Origin of the sequence: Comamonas sp. B-9 (assembly GCF_000410635.1) — a bacterium.
In the GTDB taxonomy this organism is placed as follows: Bacteria; Pseudomonadota; Gammaproteobacteria; order Burkholderiales; family Burkholderiaceae_C; genus Comamonas.
The window spans coordinates 448-19,865 of the sequence record NZ_KE148620.1; the positions used below are offsets into that span (position 1 = coordinate 448).

21 protein-coding genes are annotated in these 19,418 nt (G+C 63.4%); 14 read left to right on the forward strand and 7 right to left on the reverse strand.

Going from position 1 to position 19,418, the window contains the following annotated elements:
* The first annotated feature begins 299 nt into the window (after positions 1-299).
* The 4 genes from H928_RS28435 (at position 300) to H928_RS0117060 (ending at position 2,582) form a co-directional block, all read left to right on the forward strand.
* Positions 300-1,166: a DUF3108 domain-containing protein gene (locus H928_RS28435; RefSeq protein ID WP_052330072.1), complete on the forward strand. Its 867-nt coding sequence runs from the start codon at positions 300-302 to the stop codon at positions 1,164-1,166.
* 183 nt (positions 1,167-1,349) lie between these two features.
* A complete protein-coding gene (locus H928_RS0117050; RefSeq protein WP_021027590.1) occupies positions 1,350-1,655 on the forward strand; it encodes a DUF3567 domain-containing protein in 306 nt (101 codons plus the stop codon).
* 125 nt (positions 1,656-1,780) lie between these two features.
* Complete coding sequence (locus H928_RS28440) at positions 1,781-2,203, forward strand: MerR family transcriptional regulator (RefSeq protein WP_021027591.1); 423 nt, start codon at positions 1,781-1,783, stop codon at positions 2,201-2,203.
* On the forward strand, positions 2,196-2,582 hold the full coding sequence (locus H928_RS0117060) for a carboxymuconolactone decarboxylase family protein (protein ID WP_021027592.1): 387 nt from the start codon (positions 2,196-2,198) through the stop codon (positions 2,580-2,582). Before H928_RS28440 ends, H928_RS0117060 begins: the two co-directional genes overlap by 8 nt.
* 110 nt (positions 2,583-2,692) lie before the next feature.
* Here the strand turns inward: H928_RS0117060 and H928_RS0117065 are convergent, their stop codons facing one another.
* Positions 2,693-5,158 (reverse strand): adenosylcobalamin-dependent ribonucleoside-diphosphate reductase, encoded by a 2,466-nt coding sequence (locus H928_RS0117065; RefSeq protein WP_021027593.1) that lies wholly within the window; start codon positions 5,156-5,158, stop codon positions 2,693-2,695.
* A 542-nt stretch (positions 5,159-5,700) separates the two neighbouring features.
* Between H928_RS0117065 and purU the strand changes: the two genes are divergently transcribed.
* The 4 genes from purU to H928_RS0117090 all read left to right on the forward strand — a co-directional run bounded on the left by purU (position 5,701) and on the right by H928_RS0117090 (position 10,165).
* Positions 5,701-6,546, forward strand: a complete 846-nt coding sequence (gene purU, locus H928_RS0117070) for a formyltetrahydrofolate deformylase (RefSeq protein ID WP_021027594.1) — start codon at positions 5,701-5,703, stop codon at positions 6,544-6,546.
* 80 nt (positions 6,547-6,626) lie between these two features.
* Positions 6,627-6,956: a hypothetical protein gene (locus H928_RS31700; protein WP_148293206.1), complete on the forward strand. Its 330-nt coding sequence runs from the start codon at positions 6,627-6,629 to the stop codon at positions 6,954-6,956.
* Positions 6,913-9,870, forward strand: a complete 2,958-nt coding sequence (locus tag H928_RS30970; protein WP_084635853.1) for a fibronectin type III domain-containing protein — start codon at positions 6,913-6,915, stop codon at positions 9,868-9,870. Before H928_RS31700 ends, H928_RS30970 begins: the two co-directional genes overlap by 44 nt.
* Position 9,871: 1 nt before the next feature.
* Positions 9,872-10,165, forward strand: coding sequence for a hypothetical protein (locus H928_RS0117090; RefSeq protein ID WP_027011058.1), 294 nt, complete (start codon positions 9,872-9,874; stop codon positions 10,163-10,165).
* On the opposite strand, the gene H928_RS0117095 is transcribed toward H928_RS0117090, so the two are convergent.
* The 4 genes from H928_RS0117095 to H928_RS30980 all read right to left on the reverse strand — a co-directional run bounded on the left by H928_RS0117095 (position 10,162) and on the right by H928_RS30980 (position 12,485).
* Positions 10,162-10,734, reverse strand: coding sequence for an N-acetyltransferase (locus tag H928_RS0117095; RefSeq protein ID WP_148293207.1), 573 nt, complete (start codon positions 10,732-10,734; stop codon positions 10,162-10,164). The genes H928_RS0117090 and H928_RS0117095 overlap by 4 nt on opposite strands.
* A 28-nt stretch (positions 10,735-10,762) precedes the next feature.
* Entirely contained in the window at positions 10,763-11,299 is a 537-nt protein-coding gene (locus H928_RS0117100; RefSeq protein WP_021027600.1) for a phage tail protein, read from the reverse strand.
* 78 nt (positions 11,300-11,377) lie between these two features.
* The gene (locus H928_RS30975; protein ID WP_084635854.1) at positions 11,378-11,905 is read right to left on the reverse strand and encodes a phage tail protein; all 528 of its coding nucleotides are present in this window, start codon (positions 11,903-11,905) and stop codon (positions 11,378-11,380) included.
* A gap of 49 nt (positions 11,906-11,954) precedes the next feature.
* Entirely contained in the window at positions 11,955-12,485 is a 531-nt protein-coding gene (locus tag H928_RS30980; RefSeq protein ID WP_084635855.1) for a phage tail protein, read from the reverse strand.
* Between the two features lie 161 nt (positions 12,486-12,646).
* Here H928_RS30980 and H928_RS0117110 point away from each other — a divergent pair, with 161 nt between their 5' ends.
* From H928_RS0117110 to H928_RS0117120, 3 genes are all read left to right on the forward strand, one after another.
* On the forward strand, positions 12,647-13,012 hold the full coding sequence (locus H928_RS0117110; RefSeq protein WP_021027602.1) for a hypothetical protein: 366 nt from the start codon (positions 12,647-12,649) through the stop codon (positions 13,010-13,012).
* Positions 13,013-13,175: 163 nt separating this feature from the next.
* Complete coding sequence (locus tag H928_RS0117115; protein ID WP_021027603.1) at positions 13,176-14,675, forward strand: FAD-linked oxidase C-terminal domain-containing protein; 1,500 nt, start codon at positions 13,176-13,178, stop codon at positions 14,673-14,675.
* A gap of 98 nt (positions 14,676-14,773) precedes the next feature.
* Positions 14,774-15,190 carry a hypothetical protein gene (locus H928_RS0117120; RefSeq protein WP_021027604.1) on the forward strand — a complete coding sequence of 139 codons (417 nt, stop codon included), beginning with the start codon at positions 14,774-14,776 and terminating at the stop codon, positions 15,188-15,190.
* Here H928_RS0117120 and H928_RS0117125 read toward each other — a convergent pair whose 3' ends face one another.
* Together H928_RS0117125 and trxA are read right to left on the reverse strand one after the other, a co-directional pair.
* A complete protein-coding gene (locus H928_RS0117125; protein WP_021027605.1) occupies positions 15,191-16,171 on the reverse strand; it encodes a DUF6882 domain-containing protein in 981 nt (326 codons plus the stop codon).
* A gap of 253 nt (positions 16,172-16,424) precedes the next feature.
* The gene (gene trxA, locus H928_RS0117130) at positions 16,425-17,381 is read right to left on the reverse strand and encodes a thioredoxin (RefSeq protein WP_021027606.1); all 957 of its coding nucleotides are present in this window, start codon (positions 17,379-17,381) and stop codon (positions 16,425-16,427) included.
* A 112-nt stretch (positions 17,382-17,493) separates the two neighbouring features.
* On the opposite strand from trxA, the gene purE reads away from it, so the two are divergent.
* The 3 genes from purE to H928_RS0117145 all read left to right on the forward strand — a co-directional run.
* Positions 17,494-17,988, forward strand: a complete 495-nt coding sequence (gene purE, locus H928_RS0117135; RefSeq protein ID WP_021027607.1) for a 5-(carboxyamino)imidazole ribonucleotide mutase — start codon at positions 17,494-17,496, stop codon at positions 17,986-17,988.
* The gene (locus H928_RS0117140; RefSeq protein ID WP_021027608.1) at positions 17,985-19,181 is read left to right on the forward strand and encodes a 5-(carboxyamino)imidazole ribonucleotide synthase; all 1,197 of its coding nucleotides are present in this window, start codon (positions 17,985-17,987) and stop codon (positions 19,179-19,181) included. The genes purE and H928_RS0117140 overlap by 4 nt, the downstream gene beginning before the upstream one ends.
* Positions 19,182-19,192: 11 nt before the next feature.
* Positions 19,193-19,418, forward strand: a 226-nt coding sequence (locus H928_RS0117145) for an L-threonylcarbamoyladenylate synthase (RefSeq protein WP_027011060.1), incomplete at its 3' end; no start/stop codon positions are given.

Genomic DNA, 19,418 nt, shown 5'->3' on the forward strand with positions numbered 1-19,418 from the left:
AGCACACCCAAGGAGCTGCGCTTTGAGGTGCGCCAAATAGCCCCACCGCCCCCGGCGGCCGTGCCGCCTGCACCCACGCCGGCCTCCAGGCCCAGCGTGGCGCAATCAGCCCCTGTCGCCCCCCGGCCCCAGGTTCAAAAAGCGCCGCCAGAACAGGCGCCGGCCAGCCGCGCAAGTGTGGGCCCCAAGTTCCGCGAAACGTCCAGCGAAAACCCAGCCACCTCAGAGGCAGCGCCTACCGCAGAGCGCCTACCGCAGAAGCCGACGCGGCACCCGCGGCCCCGTCGGCACTGGACCAGTTGCTCGCATCCGGCGACGCCAGCCCCGCGCCCACGCCGGAGCCCATCCCCGGCTCTGCGGCCGATCTGCAGCCGCTCAATGCCGTCGCAGACCAGGGCGATGCCAGCCCATCCACTTCGGAAGCCAAGGCCGAGACGGAGGCGCCCAGTGCCAGTGCCAGCGAACCCGCGCCCGCCATCGGCATTGGCAGCCCCGGCTATGCCGGCCCCCTGCCTGCGATCAAGCTGCCGCCCTCGGCGCGGCTGCAGTTCCAGGCCAAGGGCTCGGCCAAGGGTTTCCAGTACTCGGCCAAGGCGCAGCTGACGTTCAAGACTGATGGCCAGCGCTACCAGGCCGAGCAAGAGGTGTCGGCCTTTTTGATGGGCAGCCGCAGCCAGACCAGCAGCGGCCAGATTACGCCCCATGGCCTGGCGCCCCAACGCTTTGTCGACAAGGCACGCAAAGAGCGCAGCGCCGAGCTCGACGCCCCGGCAGGCCGCATCCGCTACAGCGATGGTGACGAGCCCCAGGCCGTGAGCGCCGGTGTGCAAGACCGGTTGTCGATCTTTTTGCAGCTCTCGAGCATGGTGGCGGCCAACCCCGAGCGCTATGCCCCCGGCAGCACGGTGGCCATCAACGTGACCAGCGCGCGCAGCGCCGAGGTCTGGACCTTTGTCGTCGATGGCCCCGAAACGCTGGATCTGCCCGCCGGGCCCACCCCCAGCCTGCGCCTGACGCGCCAGCCGCGCAAGGGCCAGGACCAAACGGCCCACCTCTGGCTGGCCCCGTCGCTGCAGTACCTTCCGGTGCGCATCCGCCTGTCCCAGTCCAATGGCGATTTTGCCGATCTGCAGCTGCAGGCGGCCACGGTGGACAGCCCGCCTTGAATCGCCGCGCTGCGCGGCTTTGTACGACAAAGCCTGCGCGATACGTCCCTGATTTGCGACGTTTGGCCGTAAAAAGGGCGCCAATTGCCAGGAATGCCATCAAAACCTGCTACAACGGACATGTGGACGCAGACTTGCAATGCCGCAAACTGCCACCACCTGCACTTCACAAGGAGGAACATCATGCAAATGATTTACGACTCGGACTCTTTTGTGGTGTTGCACCTGACGCCAGAGCTGCCCCTGTCCAACGATGGTGCTTCCGTCACCAACCCCACCGTTACCGAACCGCTGCGCCATCTGCAGCGCCAGGGTTTTGAGATTGTGGACAAGCGCAGCGGCAAGGAGCTCTACCTCGATGGCGCCTGGGCAGAAATGTTCCACCAGCAAATCCAGGCCTGGCAAGCCAATGCTCCGACCGAAGAAGAGGTTGAAGCCACACTGGACCGCTATACCGGCCTGGCCCAGCAACCGGTGATCGTGCACTAAACGCCGCACCTCTCGCCCACCATCCCCGCTGTTTGCGTACCCTCCAGGCGCCAACAGCTTTTTTTTTGCCCAAAAGCGGCGGCAACGCTTGACTTAGAGTGCGCTCTAACTTCGACAATGCCTGCATGGAACCACCTCTCAGCATTGAAGAAGCAGCGCAACGCACCGGGTTGAGCGCCCACACCTTGCGCTATTACGAACGCATCGGCCTGATTGCCGCCGTAGCGCGTGCGGCCGGCGGCCAACGCCGCTATGCCGCAGCCGACCTGGCCTGGCTCGCCTTTCTGACACGCCTGCGCACCACCCGCATGCCCATCCAGAAGATGCGCCTGTTCGCCCAGCTACGCAGCACCGGCGATGCCACGGTGCCCGCGCGGCGCGCCATGCTGCAAACGCACCTGGCCGAGGTGCAGGCCGACATCAGCGCCATGCAGCAAGCCGCCCAGGCGCTGCAAGACAAGATTGCCCATTACCAGGCACTGGAAGCCGCAGCCTCAGCGCCGCCCCACAAAAACACCACGCCGAAGAAGGAGTCGAACCATGGCTGAAACCACCCGCTACCAACGTGGCCTGGACAAACTGCGCGAAATCGATGGCCATGCCGGAGAGCACGTAGTGGCCAGCCTGGCCGGTATCGCGCCTGACTTTGCGGATTACCTGATCGAATTCCCCTTTGGCGACATCTACAGCCGCCCGGGGCTGGACCTCAAAAGCCGCGAGATTGCCACGGTGGCCGCCCTCACCGCGCTGGGCCATGCCGCGCCGCAGCTGAAGGTACATATCCAGGCGGCATTGAATGTGGGTTGCAGCCAGCAGGAAGTGGTGGAGACCATCATGCAGATGGCCGTCTATGCCGGGTTTCCGGCCGCGCTCAACGGCCTGTTTGTGGCCAAGGAGGTATTTGCGCAGTCAGCGGTGTCGTGCTGATCCCGCAAGGCCACGGCGGAAACACAGGGCCCACCAACGACAACGCCCGGTCTTGCGACACGGGCGTTTTTTCTCAGCGGCTGAAGGCCAGGTTCAGCGCCAGCGCAGGCTTAACCGCAGGCACCGACGGCGCCGCAGGCGGTGCAGTACTCGCAGCCATCCTTGCGGATCACCGCATGGGCGCCGCACTCGTTGCATTTTTTGCCGGCCATGGTCTGCAGGGCCTGGCTCACCACGGGTGCGGGCACGGCCGGGGTCAGGGTGGAGCTGCTGATGCCGGGCAGGTTCTGCTGGCGGCGGCGCTCCAGGATCTGCTGCACCGCATAGGCGATGGCGGCCACTTCCGAGTCATGCCACATCGGCACATGGGTGCCATCGGCGCGCTGGTAGGTGCCCAGGCGCACGGGGCCCCGGTCCCAGGCGACCTTGCGCATGTCGGCCAGCGCACGCTCCAGGAAACCACCGCGCGCGGCCAGCGACAGCAGGCGCATGCTGGAGGTGATCCACTGCTGCGACTCGCCGCTCTGGCCCACGGGCATGAAGAACTCGACCGCCCGGTCCACCATGCTCTTGCCATCGGCGCTCGGCACCGGCAGGAAGGAGACGATGATGTAGAGGCGCTGCTGGCCTTCCTGGGTCCAGTACTCGACCTTGTCGGCCACGGCGCTGAGCTCGCCCTCGGGGCGGCGCTCGATCACCAGCTTCATCGGGTCCACCAGCGCCGCTGCGGCGGCCTTCTCGGCGGCCGGGGTTTCGGGTTTGGCGGCGGGCGTGGTCTCCAGCACCGCACCCAGAATGCTGTTGGGGCGGTAGGTGGCCAGGCCCTTCAGGTTGCCGCGCCAGGCCTGCAGGTACAGGTTCTTGAAGTCCTCATAGGGGTAGTCGGCGGGGATGTTCACCGTCTTGGAGATGGCGGTATCCACATAGGGCTGCACGGTTTCCATCATCGCCAAGTGCTCGGTGGCCGACATCTCCAGCGCCGAGACAAAGTAGGCAGGCAATTGCTCTACATCGCCGCCCAGCTCGCGGTACAGGCGCCAGCTGTGGTCCTCGACCTGGTACTGGCTCTTGCTGCCATCGGCCTCGCGCTTGTTGCGGGTGTAGGTCCAGGAGAAAGCGGGTTCGATGCCGTTGGAGGCATTGTCGGCAAAGGCCAGCGAGACGGTGCCGGTGGGCGCAATCGACAGCAGGTGGCTGTTGCGGATGCCGTGTTTTTGGATGTCGTCCTGGATGTCCTGGGGCAGGCGGCTGGCAAAGGTGCCCTTGGCCAGGTAGCCCTTGGCATCGAACTTGGGGAAGGCACCCTTCTCTTTGGCCAGGCCGACCGAGGCGCGGTAGGAGGCATCGCGCATGCATTCGGCAATGCGTTTGGCCATGTCGCGGCCTTCCTGGTCGGAGTAGCGCAGGGTCAGCATCGTCAAGGTATTGCCCATGCCGGTAAAGCCCACGCCAATGCGGCGCTTGGCAGCCGACTCCTCACGCTGCTGCTCGAGCGGCCAGAAGGTGGCGTCCAGCACGTTGTCCAGCGCACGCACCTGGGTGGCCACGACCTGCTCGAAGCTGTCGAAATCAAAGCTCGGCAGGCCACCAAAACCAAAGGGGTTGCGTACAAAGCGGGTCAGGATGATGGGGCCCAGGTCGCAGCAACCGTAGGACGGCAGCGGCTGCTCGCCGCAGGGGTTGGTCGCGGCAATGCGCTCGCAGTAGCGCAGGTTGTTGTCGTCGTTGATGTGGTCGAGGAACAGGATGCCCGGCTCGGCAAAATCATAGGTCGAGGTCATGATCGTGTCCCACATCGCCCGGGCACGCACCGTCTTGTAGACCCACTGGCCGTCACCCCGCAGCACCGCGCCTTCGGCGCGCAGCTTGGCATTGGGCTTGCCGCTGTGCACCAGCTGCCAGTCGGCATCGTCCACCACCGCCTGCATGAAGGCATCGGGCACACCCACCGACACATTGAAGTTGTTCCAACGGCCTGGCGTGCGCTTGGCAGTGATGAACTCCATCACATCGGGGTGGTCGATGCGCAGCACGCCCATTTGCGCGCCCCGGCGTGCGCCGGCCGATTCCACCGTGGAGCAGCTCTGGTCAAACACATTGATATAGCTGCAAGGCCCCGAGGCCATCGAGGCCGTGCCCTTGACCTCCGCCCCCCGGGGGCGGATGCGCGAGAAGTCATAGCCCACACCGCCGCCGCGCCGCATGGTCTCCGCCGCTTCGCGCAGCGCCTCGTAAATGCCGGGGTAGCCTTCGTCGTCAAAGCCCTGGATGCAGTCGCCCACCGGCTGCACAAAGCAGTTGATCAAGGTCGCCTGGATGTCGGTACCGGCGGCCGACATGATGCGGCCCGCGCCAATGGCGCCGGCATGCAGGTTGGCGTAAAACTTGGCCTCCCATTCGGCCTGCAGCTCGGGCTTTTCCACCGCCGCGAGCGCGCGCGCGACGCGGCTGTAGAGGTCTTCGATGCTGGACTCATCACCCTTGAAGTACTTCTCCTTGAGCACATCCAGGCTGATGGCCTGGGGTGCCTGGGCAGCCAGGGCCTCGGGAGACTGGGTGATGTTGTCGCGTTTCATCTGTTAAATCCTCAAAAAATCGGTCGTGTGCCCGCAGATCACGGCGATGGGCTGCCGCTGGGGCAGCACTGGCGCCAGGCGACCCGCAGCCCGGCCCCATGCAGCGGGGCATGGCGCTCGGGCATGCCCAGGGTCAGGGCGGCAGTTTGGTGAAATCGATAGGCCAATCCAAACTCACTCGGGGGTTGGAGACCAACTGCCAATCTACCCCCAATTGCCGAACATGGAAACCACGAAACCACCCTTGTGGTGTGGCTGCATACCCGCTTGGACCGATTGCGAAAATGCCGTGCTGCCAACGCCTGGAAAGCGAGGAAGCGCTTATCCACCACCCTCTTCCAAGCCACACGGGTTCTGGTCGATGTCCTTGATTTGCTGCGGTTTTCCGGGCCAGCGGCTTGCCCAGATGACCACAGGATGACAGAACAATAAATTTATAATCTTGACGTTTATTTACAAAGTAGCGACCTCGTTCTACCCAGTCAAAATACCAAACCCCGACTGGGGAACTCCCTTAGCCAACACTGCGACAATGGCAGGTTATGACCAACGCTTACATCCTCACTCTCTCGTGCCCTGATCGCCGGGGGCTGGTCCACGCGGTATCCGGATTCCTGCTGGAGCACGGCAGCAATATTGAAGAAGCCGCCCAGTTCAACGACCCGGCCACCGGCCTTTTTTTCATGCGCGTGCGTTTTGCCAGCACCGGCGCTGCCAGCCAGCTGCGCGAGGACCTGGATGCCTTTGCAAAGCCTTTCGAGATGCACTGGCGCCTGCATGCGGCCGATGAAAAGATCAAGACCGTCATCATGGTCAGCCGCCAGGGCCACTGCTTGAACGACCTGCTGTTCCGCTGGAAGGAAGGCTTGCTGCCCATCGACATCCGCGCCATCGTCAGCAACCACCGCGATTTCTACCAGCTGGCCGCCAGCTACAACATCCCCTTCCACCACATCCCGGTGACGGCGGCGACCAAGGCCCAGGCCGAGGCCAAGCAATTCGAGATCATCGAGGCCGAAGGCGCCGAGCTGGTCGTGCTGGCGCGCTACATGCAGGTGCTCTCCAACGACCTGTGCAGCAAGCTGTCGGGCCGTGCGATCAATATCCACCACAGCTTCCTGCCCAGCTTCAAGGGTGCCAAGCCCTATTACCAGGCCCATGACCGGGGCGTGAAGCTTATTGGCGCCACCGCCCACTATGTGACGGCCGACCTCGACGAAGGGCCGATCATCGAGCAGGACGTGGCCCGCGCCTACCACACCGACACCGTGGACGACCTGACCGCCCGTGGCCAGGACACCGAGAGCCAGGTGCTGGCCCGCGCAGTGAAGTGGCACAGCGAGTACCGCGTGCTGATGAACGGCCACAAGACCGTTATCTTCCGCTGATCGGCAGCCAACCCCAAAAAGCCAGCAGTACCCTGCTGGCTTTTTTACATGGCAACCTGAGCTGCGACCAATTCAGCGGCTTGGATAAAACTACCCCGGTTGGTTGGATGGCGACTTGGCCAAGCAAAAAGAAGTCGCGTTCCATTTATCGCATTGTTATACTTGGTTCACAATTTGACGCATTTGGGCAAAATCCCGTAACAGCCTTATCTGCGCCACCAGCCATTCATTTCTTCGGAAAGCGCAGCCGTGAAACCACTTTATCGACAACCGATATGGGGATTTTTTCTACTTTGCGTCCTATGCTTGGTGCCGCTCGCACGGCTCTGGGCGGCGACTTCCAGCTTTTCGCCGCAATCCGCTACGGTGGCCTCGGGTGGCAGTATCGCCATAAATATCTCGGCTTTTGACGGCCCGGACAACTTTGGCTTTGGCGAAGGCGCAGTTGCCCCGCCCAATCAGCCCGTAGCCCCACTGCATGGCATTGCCGTGGTTGGCCCCAATATCAGCGGCGAGCAGTTTGTGACCTATAGCCATGACGGCTCGGCCACGTCCTCTGACACCTTTACATTGGAAGACCCACAGGGCGACTCGCTGGTTTTCAATATCATCATCACAGCTTCAGGGTCTGCCATAAGTGTCTCCCCAGGCAGCCTGACCCTGAAAACCGGCATGGCCGCAAGTACGGCGTTCACGGCCACCGGTGGCATGCCACCCTACAGTTATGTTGTAGTGAGCGCTGATACATTGCCTGCGGGGCTGGCTCTGTCTCCGGATGGTCAACTGTCAGGCACGCCCAGCGTGCGCGGCAACTACAGCTTTTCAGTGAGAGCGACAGACAGCCTTGCAGTCAGCGGCACCAAGTCCTATGCAGGCGTGCTGGCTAATCCCGATCTGTCAATTTCTCCTGCAACGATCCATTTGGCCACCGGAATGCCTGCCTCTGCCCAGGTTCCCGTTGCCGGCGGGGTAACACCATTGGCGCTTTCATTGCAGCCAGGCAGCACGATGCCGGCGGGCCTGACTCTGTCAGCAAACGGCGGCATCACCGGAACACCTACTGTGCCGGGTAGCTACAGCGTGCAATTGCTGGTCAGCGACGCCTCCCTTGATCCTATCTTTCCCCTTGTCGATTACAGCGAAATACACACACTGACCATCGTGGTAGCCAATGCCACCGCGCCCGGCGCGCCGGTCATCGGCACGGCAATCGGCGGCAACGGTGCGGCCCAGATAGCCTTTACTCCGCCGGCGTCCGATGGTGGTAGCGCCATCCAGTCCTACATGGCCAGTTGCGGCTCGAACAGCCAGTCCGGCACTGCATCACCGATTGAGGTGTCTGGTCTTATCAACGGTGCCACTTATATGTGCACTGTTACGGCCACCAATGCCATCGGAACCAGTGCAGCCTCTGGCAGTGTTGCCGTGATGCCCAAGGGCGCTCCACTGGCTCCTTCGCTGACCAGCGCCCAACCTGCCGATTCCTTCGCTGTCTTGACCTTCAGCGAGCCATCTTCCGATGGCGGTGACCCCATCACCGGTTACGCAGCCACCTGCGATGGTGGCGCGACTTTCCACAGCGGCTCTCCGCCGAGCATCACTGTGCCAGGGTTGAGCAATGGCACCGCCTATAGCTGCACAGTGGTAGTCAGCAACTCGGTGGGAAGCACGCCATCCAACGCACTGAGCGTGACGCCCAGAGCGGCACCAGCGGCCCCCAGCATCACAAGTGCAGTCCCCCTGAATGGAAAAGCCTCGATCGTATTCACCGCACCTGCCAACAATGGCGGCTCGGCCATCCTCGACTACCGCGTCAGCTGCAGTGGTGGCCTGACTGCCACCGGGCCAGACTCACCGATTGAAGTGGGCGGCATGGCCAATGGCAGCGCTTATACCTGCACGGTTGCTGCACGGAACGCTGCAGGCTTCGGTGGTGAATCTACAGCCGCATCGGTCACGCCATTTGGCCCGCCTGGAGCGCCCACGATATCCAGCGCAACACCGGGAAATGCGCAGGCAACAGTGACATTCACCGCTCCTCTGGTTGACGGAGGCCGCCCTGTCTCCGACTACACCGCCACTTGCAGCGCTGCAGGCGCTCCCACCCGCACGCAAGTTGGCACCAGCTCGCCATTGGTAGTGACAGGCTTGGTCAACGGCACCGCCTATAGCTGCAGCGTGACCGCCAGCAACCTTGCAGGGGCCGGCGCACCATCTGCCGTGGTCAATGTGACACCTGGTGTGGTGCCCGATGCCCCAACCATTGGCCCCGCCACTCGAGGCAATGGACAAGTCCTGGTGGACTTCACGCCCGCGGCGCCCAATGGCGTCGCTGTGATCGACTTCACCGCCACCTGCTTGCCGGGCTCTGTGTCCGTCACTGCCACCACAGGGCCCATCACGGTTGCGGGTCTGACCAATGGCACCGCCTACAGTTGCTCCGTCACCGCGCGCAATGCTATCGGCTCCAGCCAGCCTTCTGCCTCGGTCACCGCCACCCCTGCCACACTCCCCGGCGCACCGTCCATCACGACGATCTCCTCAGGAAATGCGGAGCTGACTCTCTCCTTTGTGCCTCCTGCCTCTGACGGCGGCAGCGCCATCACGGCCTACAGCGCATCCTGCGGTGCAGGCACTACGGCGGTCAGTGGCTCCAGTTCGCCCTTGAAGATCACGGGCCTGACAAATGGCACCACATACAACTGCACCGTCACTGCCAGCAATGACGTGGGCCCTGGCCCGGCCTCTGCCGCGCAAACCGGTGTTCCCAGCGCCAAGAGCTATTCCGCAGCATCGCCCAGCGGGACAGGCGTCATCACAGCCACGCTCAGCGGCGGTGGTGCTGGCTGCGGATTCGACACGAGCCGCTATCTGCCCGAATCCGAGATGGCTACCCCCTTGGCAGGTATCCGCTTCCCTGAAGGCCTGTTTGACTTCAAGACAACGGGCTGCGAACTGGGATCGACCATCACCATCGAGCTGGCCTATCCGTCGGCCGTTCCAGCCGGCGCGCAATACTGGAAATATGGCCCGCAGCCCGGCAAGGCACCATCCTGGTATGTGTATCCAGCCACGGTGGGAACCAATACCATCACCTACACGGTGACGGACGGACAGACCGGCGACGATGACTTGGCTGCTAACGGCTCCATCGCCGATCCTGGCGGGTTTGGGGTCGCCGAGGCCAGCGCAGGCGCTGTGCCCGTCCCCAGCCAGTCGCAAGGAATGTTGGCCCTGCTCGCGCTGCTGCTGGCTGCACTGGCGTGGCAGCAGGCACCGCGCCGCAGTCGCGGTGCTGCACACAACAAGCAAGGGGAGCATTGAGGTGAGATTCTTGACGCTGGAAGATTTCCAGCCCCATGTCGGCACGGTATTTGTGGGTCTGCTGGCCGATTCCGAGGTGCCTTTCCAGCTGGTGGAGGTGCAGCCACTGCAGTCGTCAGCGGGGGCGCAACTGTACCGCCAGCCGTTTTCCTTGGTGTTTCGCAACGAATCGGCTGTTCTTTTCCCGCAGCAGACCTATTCCATGCGTCATGCGAGCATGGGGGAGCAGGCCATCTTTGTCGTGCCAGTGGCACGTGATGCCACCGGCTTTCTCTACCAGGCCGTTTTCAATTAGCGGAGCGCCGCGCCTGCCGCTGGCCGCAGCCACTGCATCCGCAGGTGGCTGCCCATATCTTCCTGCACGCTAAACCCCAGCCGCTGGTAAAGCTGCAATGCGCCTGTATTGCCATGGGCCACATGCAAGCTCACCGCTTTACCGGCCTGCGCAGCATCCGCCAGGACATGCCGCAACAGCGCCGAGCCCAACCCTTGTGATTGGTACGCGCCAAGCAGGCAGATATCCACCACCGTGACGGTGTGTGCACCCTGGGCAAGGTAGAGACGGCCAATGGCTTGGACCATGCCGTCTGCGTTCTTCTGGCACACGATCCACCAGGCGTCGCTCGTCCCTCCCTGCACAAAGTGCCGGTGCTGCAGCGCGAACTGGCTCTCCAGAAAAGCAGCCTTCACAGCAGGCGGCCAGGGAACTGGGGCCAGTTCTGCCTCGCGGGACTGGCTATAGAGCATCTGCAGCCATGGCAAGTCCTCATCACAGGCATGCCGCAGTGACAGGCCGTGCACCACCCATGCAGCAGGCTGTGGTGGCGCTTGCCGCGAGCCGGGAAATGGTGGAAGCTGCTGCACCCCGTCCGCCTTTCCCGCAATAACGCAGTTAACTAAATGAGGGGAATACCCCTTGCAGCGCAATGCAGAAATTCATGGCCAGGTAGGGCTGGCGGTTTTCATGAGGTTGAGAGCCGCCTGCGGGCTGAAGCGCAGTAGGTGAGAGTGAGGTCATCTCCCCAGGCGAAGCAAAGAACTTGGAGGCAGCTTGCGACGGCAGGTTCAGCGCCGCATTCGCCTGCGGTGTGGACAGGCGCTTGGCAGGATCACCTTGGTTGAAGAACTGCAGGGTGTGGGTATGGTTGGGTATTTGCTGCGAGTTCAGGGTCACTGCTGCAGAGCCAAAAGTCTCGCCAATGACACGAGGCGTCAAACCTGGCCCTTGCCCCTGGTTGCAAGCTGCACGCCCGGTCAGATTGGGCAACTGGAAGGTGGTTTGCCCATTGCCGCCATACTGGGTACCCAGCAACGAAAAAAGCGCTGTATTTTGCTGAATAGGCAATGTGGCACCACTACAGGACGCCCAACCTTGCGGAGGAAAATTAAAGCCGAAAATCTGGATCTCGCCAACAAATGGTTCAGACATGGTGTATTACCTCTGGAAAGTCTCAGGCGCACAGGCAGCGGGAGTCCATCGTTGCCATCTCGGGACTTGCACCGTACCTTATCCCTGTGATGGATAGATGCCTGCCCAAGCCATGCAGAAATTTACAGCTAGGGTCGGCATCGTGTTTTCGTGCGGCTGGCTGCCTCCAACAGTACCCACTGTCTGTGAAGAGGTGGCTATGGGGTCTCCTGCAACCTCGGTGGCATACAGTCCGTCCCCACTGATGGCGGCCAGCATCTGGTTGGATGCCGGGGATTGTGATGTTGCAGCCGCCGTACTTACCGCCACCGCGTGTATATGAGCCGGCATATGCTGAGGCGCCAGCGTAACAGCTTCGGTACCCGCTATTTGCCCGATGGCTCGTGGAGTCAGCCCCGGCCCGCTACCTTGATGAATCGGCAATCGCCCACGCAGATCAGGAACAGCAAAAGTGCTCACCCCATCACCCCCATAGGTGGTGCCCAGAAGGGTATAAAGCACCTCATAGTCGGCAATGGACTTCAGGCTTCCATCGCAGGTAAACCAGCCATTGGGAACGCGTCCAAAACCAAACATGCGTATTTCGCCAACATAGGGTGTGCTCATGGGTAAGGCCTCATGGATCGTCTGGGAAAGCTCGGCATCCGCATGCAGCTCAATTGCGGGAGGGAAAGATTCCCTGTAGCGCAATGCAGAAGTTCAGCGTCGTAGAGGGCTGCATGTTGGGATGCGGCTGGGTATTGCCCGCCGACGAGATGGATTGCGGCGCCAAGGCGACATTGGGCGAACCTGTCGCGTAAAGGGCCGTTGAAGCACTGGTTGCCAATGCATTGCCTTTGGGGATGCGGGTAGTGCCCGTGGCCGTTCTTGCTTGCAGGGCATGGGTATGTGATGGCATCTGGGCAGGTAGCAGCGTGACGTTTTCGACACCGCCTCTCTCGCCAATACCAGCAGGAGGAGGCGACCATCCCGGATCAACAGAATTGCCAAAACCAATGGGGGTGCGCCCCCTCAGATCCGGCAGGGCAAAATTGGTCGATCCATTGCCGCCATATTGTGTCCCCAACAACGAAAAGAGCGCCTGATTCTGGGCAATAGGCAATAGTTGGCCATTGCATTGCGCAAAATATTTGGGGGCAAAAACAAAGCCAGTCATCATGACTTGCCCTACAAAAAATTCGCTCATCAGATTTCCTTTAAACAGGCCACTGGACCCGCAAAACCTCAGCCACGCCCAAGTCCAAGAAATATTTAGAAGCATTTTGCATTATTTTTTGTCAGAATGGCATCTATGTCTGCAAAGCCGGTCAGCGGCTTTCACTGTTTACAAGGCACAAGGAGGCCGCCATGGATCGCAGAAATTTTGCAAAGCAGGCCTTAACCGGCATGGCGGTGGCGGCCGCTGGCTCACCCGCGCTTGCCGCCCTGGCATCACAACCCTCTGCTGCGGACGCCTTGGTGCGCAACCCGGTGGCGTTTGCAGGGACGGTATTCACGCTGGAAAATGGAACGACGCTCACCTTGGTCAACGTGACCCATGCAGCCACAGACCCTCGCCTGGACCAATGGACGCTGCAGTTCCAGTGCAGCCAGCCGATCACGGAAGGGACCCATCGCCTGCGCGTTCCCCAGTCGGGACAGGACGTAGAACTGTTTCTGCAGCCGCATGGCCAAGCCGCCATCGCCTACATCAGCAAGCTTGCTACGCCTTGAGGCTGCCGCCGCGCCGCTCAGCCAAGTTTGCGGCCTCGCTGTCTGAGGCAATTTCTGCCTGATAACGCCCCCCATCAAGTGCCAGCAGCTCTGATTCTTGATTTCCTGATTCTCCATCCCGCCCCTTTCCCACAGCAGCTGCCAATGGCGATACAGTTGGGGCATGTCCGCTCACGCCTCCCCCCAACCCTCTACCGCAGACCGCGCCACGCGCCAGCGCGAAGTCGTGGCCGCCCTGCGCAAGCTGCTGCCCGATGACTGCCTGCTGTGGCACGACGAGGACACCACGCCCTATGAATGCGATGGCCTGACGGCCTACCGCCAGCGCCCGCTGGTAGTGGCGCTGCCCGAGACCTATGCCCAGGTGCAGGCGGTGCTGCAGGCCTGCCATGCGCTGCAGGTGCCCGTGGTGGCGCGCGGCGCCGGCACCGGCCTGTCTGGCAGTGCACTGCCGATTGCGCTGGGCGTCACCCTGTCGATGGCGCGCTTCAACCAGATCCTGCACATCGACCCGGCCGCCTGCACGGCGGTGGTGCAATGCGGCGTGCGCAACCTGGCCATCAGCGATGCAGCAGCGCCCTATGGCCTCTATTACGCGCCCGACCCATCGAGCCAGATCGCCTGCACCATTGGCGGCAATATTGCCGAGAATTCCGGCGGTGTGCACTGCCTCAAATACGGGCTCACGGTGCACAACGTGCTGCAGATCAAGGGCTTCACCGTCGAAGGTGAGCCCATCGAGTTTGGCAGCCAGGCGCTGGATGTGCCGGGCTACGACCTGCTGGCCGCGGTGATCGGCAGCGAGGGCATGCTGGCCGTGGCCACCGAGGTGACGGTCAAGCTCATTCCCAAGCCCCAGCTGGCGCGCTGCATCATGGCCAGCTTTGACGATGTGCGCAAGGCGGGTGACGCGGTGGCGGCAGTGATTGCCGCGGGCATCATCCCGGCCGGGCTGGAGATGATGGACAAGCCGATGACCGCCGCCGTCGAGGACTTTGTGCATGCCGGCTACGACCTGAGCGCCGAAGCCATCTTGCTGTGCGAGAGCGACGGCACGCCCGAAGAGGTGGCCGAAGAGGTCGCCCATATGAGCCAGGTGCTGCGCGCAGCGGGCGCCACTGCCATCAGCATCAGCCAGGACGAAGAAGAGCGGCTGCGCTTTTGGAGCGGCCGCAAGAACGCCTTCCCCGCCAGCGGCCGCATGAGCCCGGACTATATGTGCATGGACTCGACCATTCCGCGCAAGCGCCTGGCCGATATCCTGCTCGCCATCCAGCAGATGGAGAAGAAATACCAGCTGCGTTGCGCCAATGTCTTCCATGCCGGCGACGGCAACCTGCACCCGCTCATCCTGTTCGATGCCAATGACCCCGATCAGTTGCACCGCTGCGAGCTGTTTGGCGCCGACATTCTGGAGACCAGCGTTGCCATGGGCGGCACCGTCACCGGCGAGCATGGCGTGGGCGTGGAAAAGCTCAACAGCATGTGCGTGCAGTTCTCGGCCGAGGAAAATGCGCAGATGCTGGCCTTGAAAGCCGCGTTTGACCCGCAAGGCACGCTCAACCCCGGCAAGGTGATTCCGACCTTGAACCGCTGCGCCGAGTACGGCAAGATGCTGGTGCGCGCGGGCAAGCTGTCCCATCCGGATTTGCCACGCTTTTAAGCCGCTGCAGGCGTACCGCCATGTCCGCCCTTGGCTGACAGGCGCCAGCGCCTGCCAAGCGCACAGTCAAGGCAGATCCATGACTGCAAAGGACTGCCTTGAAAAACCACACCCCCACCCTGAGCGCCGCGATGCTCTGCGCGGCATTGCTGCCCGCCACCGCTGCCCATGCCCAGCACCCCGCACTGCAAAAAGCAGGCGATGTGCAGTATGTCTGCGGCGGCATTGGCATAGATGAATCGACCGCAATGCGTGCGGCGATGAAGGACTACCCGCTGTCGCTGCTGTTTGCGACCAGGTCGGGCGACTACCTCGCAAAGATCCAGGTGGTGATTGCCGATGGCAAGGGGCAGGAAGTGGCGCAGTTCCAGGCCCAGGGGCCCGTCTGCCTGCTGCGCCTGGACATTGGCCGCTACACCGTCAAGGCCAACGCCGAGGGCGGCAAGACGATTGACCAGAGTGTGGAAGTGGCGCCAGCCGGCACGCCCGGCAAGACGCTGGACTACCGCTTCTGATCAGACGGCAGGGCCCAGGCTGCCGGAGACGGCGCTGATGCGGCCCTGGCTGTCCAGATCGGCAACGATGCGGTTGACACCGTGCTGGCCGGTGATGCGCGAGCCGGTCTCCTGCACGCTGAAACCCTTGGCGGGCAGGTAGTGCTGCAGCAGCACGCGGTGGTCCAGCTCAAAATCGCTGATCAGCTGCGAGACGACGGTAGGCACCCGCTCGGGCTTGGGCGCAGTCGTTGGCAGGCCATGGTCGGGATCGATCAGCGCCAGCAAGATGCCCTCGCCATAGTTGCCCAGGTAGTAGCCGGCGCTGTTGTCGGCACCGGCGGCAATCAGGCCGATCACATGCAGGTCTTCCTGGCGCAGCGCGGTGCGCGGCTCGGTGAACAGCGCCAGGTTCTTGGCCGCGCCAAAGCCTTGCAGCTGGCGTGCCACCTCGGTAAAGGCGGGCGCCACCTCAGCCTGGGTATGGGCCCAGATCCACAGCCAGGTGCCTGATTGGAAGGAGTAGGAGCCCAGCACCTGCATGCGAAAACGCAGGTCATCGCCAAAGGCGATCAGGCCCTGGGCCGTATCGGCTGACCAGGGTCGGTCGCCCACTTTCTCGGCAAAATCGAGCTGCCGGTCCCAGGCCATACCGGCATAGGCAGACAGCGCCTCGCGCAGTGCGGGGTCGGCAATCGCGGGGGGAACTTCGGCGTCGCGGGCAGCGGCGGCCTCGAACAGATCGGCCTGGGGGCTGGGCGCTGCCTCGGCTGCAGGCGGGGTGGCAGCTGCTGCGGGCACATCGCCAGCGCTGGGGATGCTGGCCACCGGCGCAGCCAGCTCGGCCGCCGGGTCAAAGGCCGGCTCACGCGTGCCGCGCACAGGCTCTTGCGACGCAGGGCCTGTCAGCGCCTCGGACGGGTGCGGGCTCGGGGTATCAGCGGGGGCAGCCGTTGGCGCGGACGGGTTCAGCCAGCCAAACAGTTTTTGCCACAATCCCATGGTGTTGATTCTCCTGCGGTAGCGGCACGCCCCATGCGCCCCAAGCGTCAAAGACCACAGCTTTGGGCCTATTGACGCTCAAAATGGGCACCTGCGCGCACCCATCGCCGCTTTGCTGCTATCAGTATAGGTGCAAACCACCATACCCCTGTTTTGCAGTTGCAACGGGGTGTAGGTCCACACTGTACAGGATGGGCTTGGCCGCTGCGCAAAACCGGCTCTCGCCTACCAGCGCCCGCCGCGCCGCTTGCGCTCAGTTCAGCGCCATGCTCAGGCGGCGGCGGTAGCTGCTCAGCAACGCACCCACCTCGTCCTCCTGCTTGCTGGCCTTGCCCGTCAGCGCAATGCCGCCGGCCGTGGTGCCCGGCACCGTGTCTGCGGCCTTGGGCTTGGGCGGGGTCAGCAGCTCCAGGATGGCGACAAACAGCTTGCGCGCAGCCTGGTCGTTCCAGGTTTTGTCGCGCATGATGATTTCCAGCAGCTCGTCCATGCTGGCCGTCCACTGGCCTTCGGCCATCAGCGCCTGCGCCTTGGCAAAGCGGGTGTCGAAATCACGCTTGTTGGCGGCAATGGCCGCGTCGAACTGCTCGAGCGGCCAATCGCCCCGGTCGTCCTCGTGCACAAAGCGGATCGCCTGGGCCCAGGCCTTGAGCGCGACAAAGCGCAGCGGCTGCTGGATGCGCTTGAGCGGCTCCTCGATCTGGGCTTCGGCCTCGGTCACCGCGCCCGTCTGGATCAGCAGGCGGGCATAGTCAAAACGGGCATCGTCATTGCTGGGGTCGGCCGCCAGCGACTCTTGCAGCATCTGCAGCGCGGCCTGCACATCGCCGCTGTCGAGCAGCTGCTGGGCTTCATCAGCGCCCGCTTCGGCGGCCATCGCGGCCTCGGAGGGCAGGTGTTTGTCCAGGAACTCGCGCAGTTTGCCCTCCGGCAGGGCGCCCATGAAGCCGTCGACGGGCTTGCCGCCCATCATCAGCACGCAGGTGGGGATGGAGCGGATGCCAAACATGCCGGCCAGCTGCTGCTCCTGGTCGGAATCGATCTTGGCCAGCTTGAAGCGGCCGCCGTAGTCGACTTCCAGCTTATCCAGCATGGGGCCCAGGGTTTTGCAAGGGCCGCACCAAGGTGCCCAAAAGTCCACCAGCACGGGCACCTGCATGGATGCCTGGATGACTTCGGCTTCAAAATTCTCAATGGTGACGTCGATCATGTCGCTAAAAATCCGTGTTGATCAGGCAGCTTCACTGCAAAAAGTAAAATGGCGGGTTCCACCCTGGCGCGGGACCGGCATTCTTGCCCTTTGACACCCGCCAACCCACACTATGACACCCATCCAAGTTGGCGTGGTCATGGGCTCCAGCAGCGACTGGGAGACCATGCAGCACGCAGTTGCCATTCTCCAGCAATTCGGTATTGCCTTTGAGGCCCAGGTGGTCTCGGCCCACCGCATGCCTGACGACATGTTCCGTTTTGCTGAGAGCGCCGTAGAACGGGGCCTCAAGGCCATCATCGCCGGCGCTGGGGGCGCCGCCCACCTGCCTGGGATGATAGCCGCTAAAACCCCGGTGCCCGTGCTGGGCGTGCCGGTGGCCAGCCGCCACCTGCAAGGCGTTGATTCGCTGCACTCCATCGTGCAGATGCCCAAGGGCGTGCCGGTCGCCACCTTTGCGATCGGCCAGGCAGGCGCTGCCAATGCCGCCCTGTTTGCCGTGGCCATGCTGGCCAACGAAGACCCTGCGCTGCGCGCCAAGCTCGATGCCTTCCGCGCCGAGCAGACCGAGGCGGCCCGCAACATGACCTTGCCGGTGAACGAATGAGCACCACGAGCCCCAGCGCCCCGGCGCACCTCCCGGCCCAAGTGATCTTGCCCGGCGCCACCTTGGGCGTGCTGGGCGGCGGCCAGCTGGGCCGCATGTTTGCCCACTCCGCCCAGTCGATGGGCTATTTCACCGCCGTGCTGGATGCGGATGCGACCAGCCCGGCCGGTCTGGTCAGCCACCACCATGTGCGCAGCGGCTATGAAGACCCGCAAGGCCTGGCCGAGCTGGCGCGCCTGTGCGCTGCGGTGACCACCGAGTTCGAGAACGTGCCCGCTGCCGCGCTGAACCAGCTCGCGCAAAGCCTGCCGGTCTCGCCCGCAGGTTCCTCCGTGGCCATCGCCCAGGACCGCGCCGCAGAAAAAGCCCATTTCGTGAAATGCGGCGTTCCCTGCGCGCCCTATGCCGTCATCGAGACGGCCGAGCAGCTGGCCGCCGTCAACGACGCGCTGCTGCCCGGCATCCTGAAAACCGCGCGCATGGGCTATGACGGCAAGGGCCAAATCCGTGTCAAGACCCGCGAAGAGCTGAACGCGGCCTGGGACGAGCTCAAGCACGTAGCCTGCGTGCTCGAAAAGATGCTGCCACTCGCCCATGAGTGCTCGGTCATCGTCGCGCGCAGCCGCAACGGCGATATCGTGCACCTGCCGGTACAGCGCAACCTGCACCGCGAAGGCATTCTGGCGGTGACCGAGGTGTACCCCGGCAACCTGCCTGCCGCGCAGGCCGAGCAGGCCATTGCGGCGGCCCAGTCGGTGGCCCAGGGCCTGGACTATGTCGGCGTGCTCTGCGTGGAATTCTTTGTGCTCGATGGCGGCCAGCTGGTCGTCAACGAGATCGCCCCGCGCCCGCACAACAGCGGCCACTACAGCCAGAACGCGCTGGATGTGTCGCAGTTCGAGCTGCAGGTGCGCTGCATGGCCAACCTGCCCTTGGTGCAACCGCGCCAGCACAGCGCCGCCATCATGCTGAACCTGCTGGGCGACCTGTGGTTCAAGGACAGCGCCAGCGCGCAGACCCCGGCCTGGGACCAGGTGCTGGCCCTGCCCGGTTGCCACCTGCACCTGTACGGCAAGGTCGATGCCAAGCGTGGCCGCAAGATGGGCCACCTGAACATCACGGCCGCCACACCCGAGCAGGTGCGCGAGACGGCCCTGAAAGCCGCTGCCATCCTGGGCATTGCCGCGTTCTAAGAGGACTACACGTGATTCTGGATGGAAAGCTCGACGCCTCGGTGCGCGCTGCGGCGCTGGCGCTGCAGGCGGGGCAACTGGTGGGCCTGCCGACCGAGACGGTCTACGGCCTGGCCGCCGACAGCGACAACGATGCCGCCGTGGCGCAGATCTTCAGCGCCAAGGGCCGGCCCGCCGACCACCCGCTGATCGTGCATGTGGCCGATGCCGCCGGCGTGCAGCGCTACGCCAAGGCCG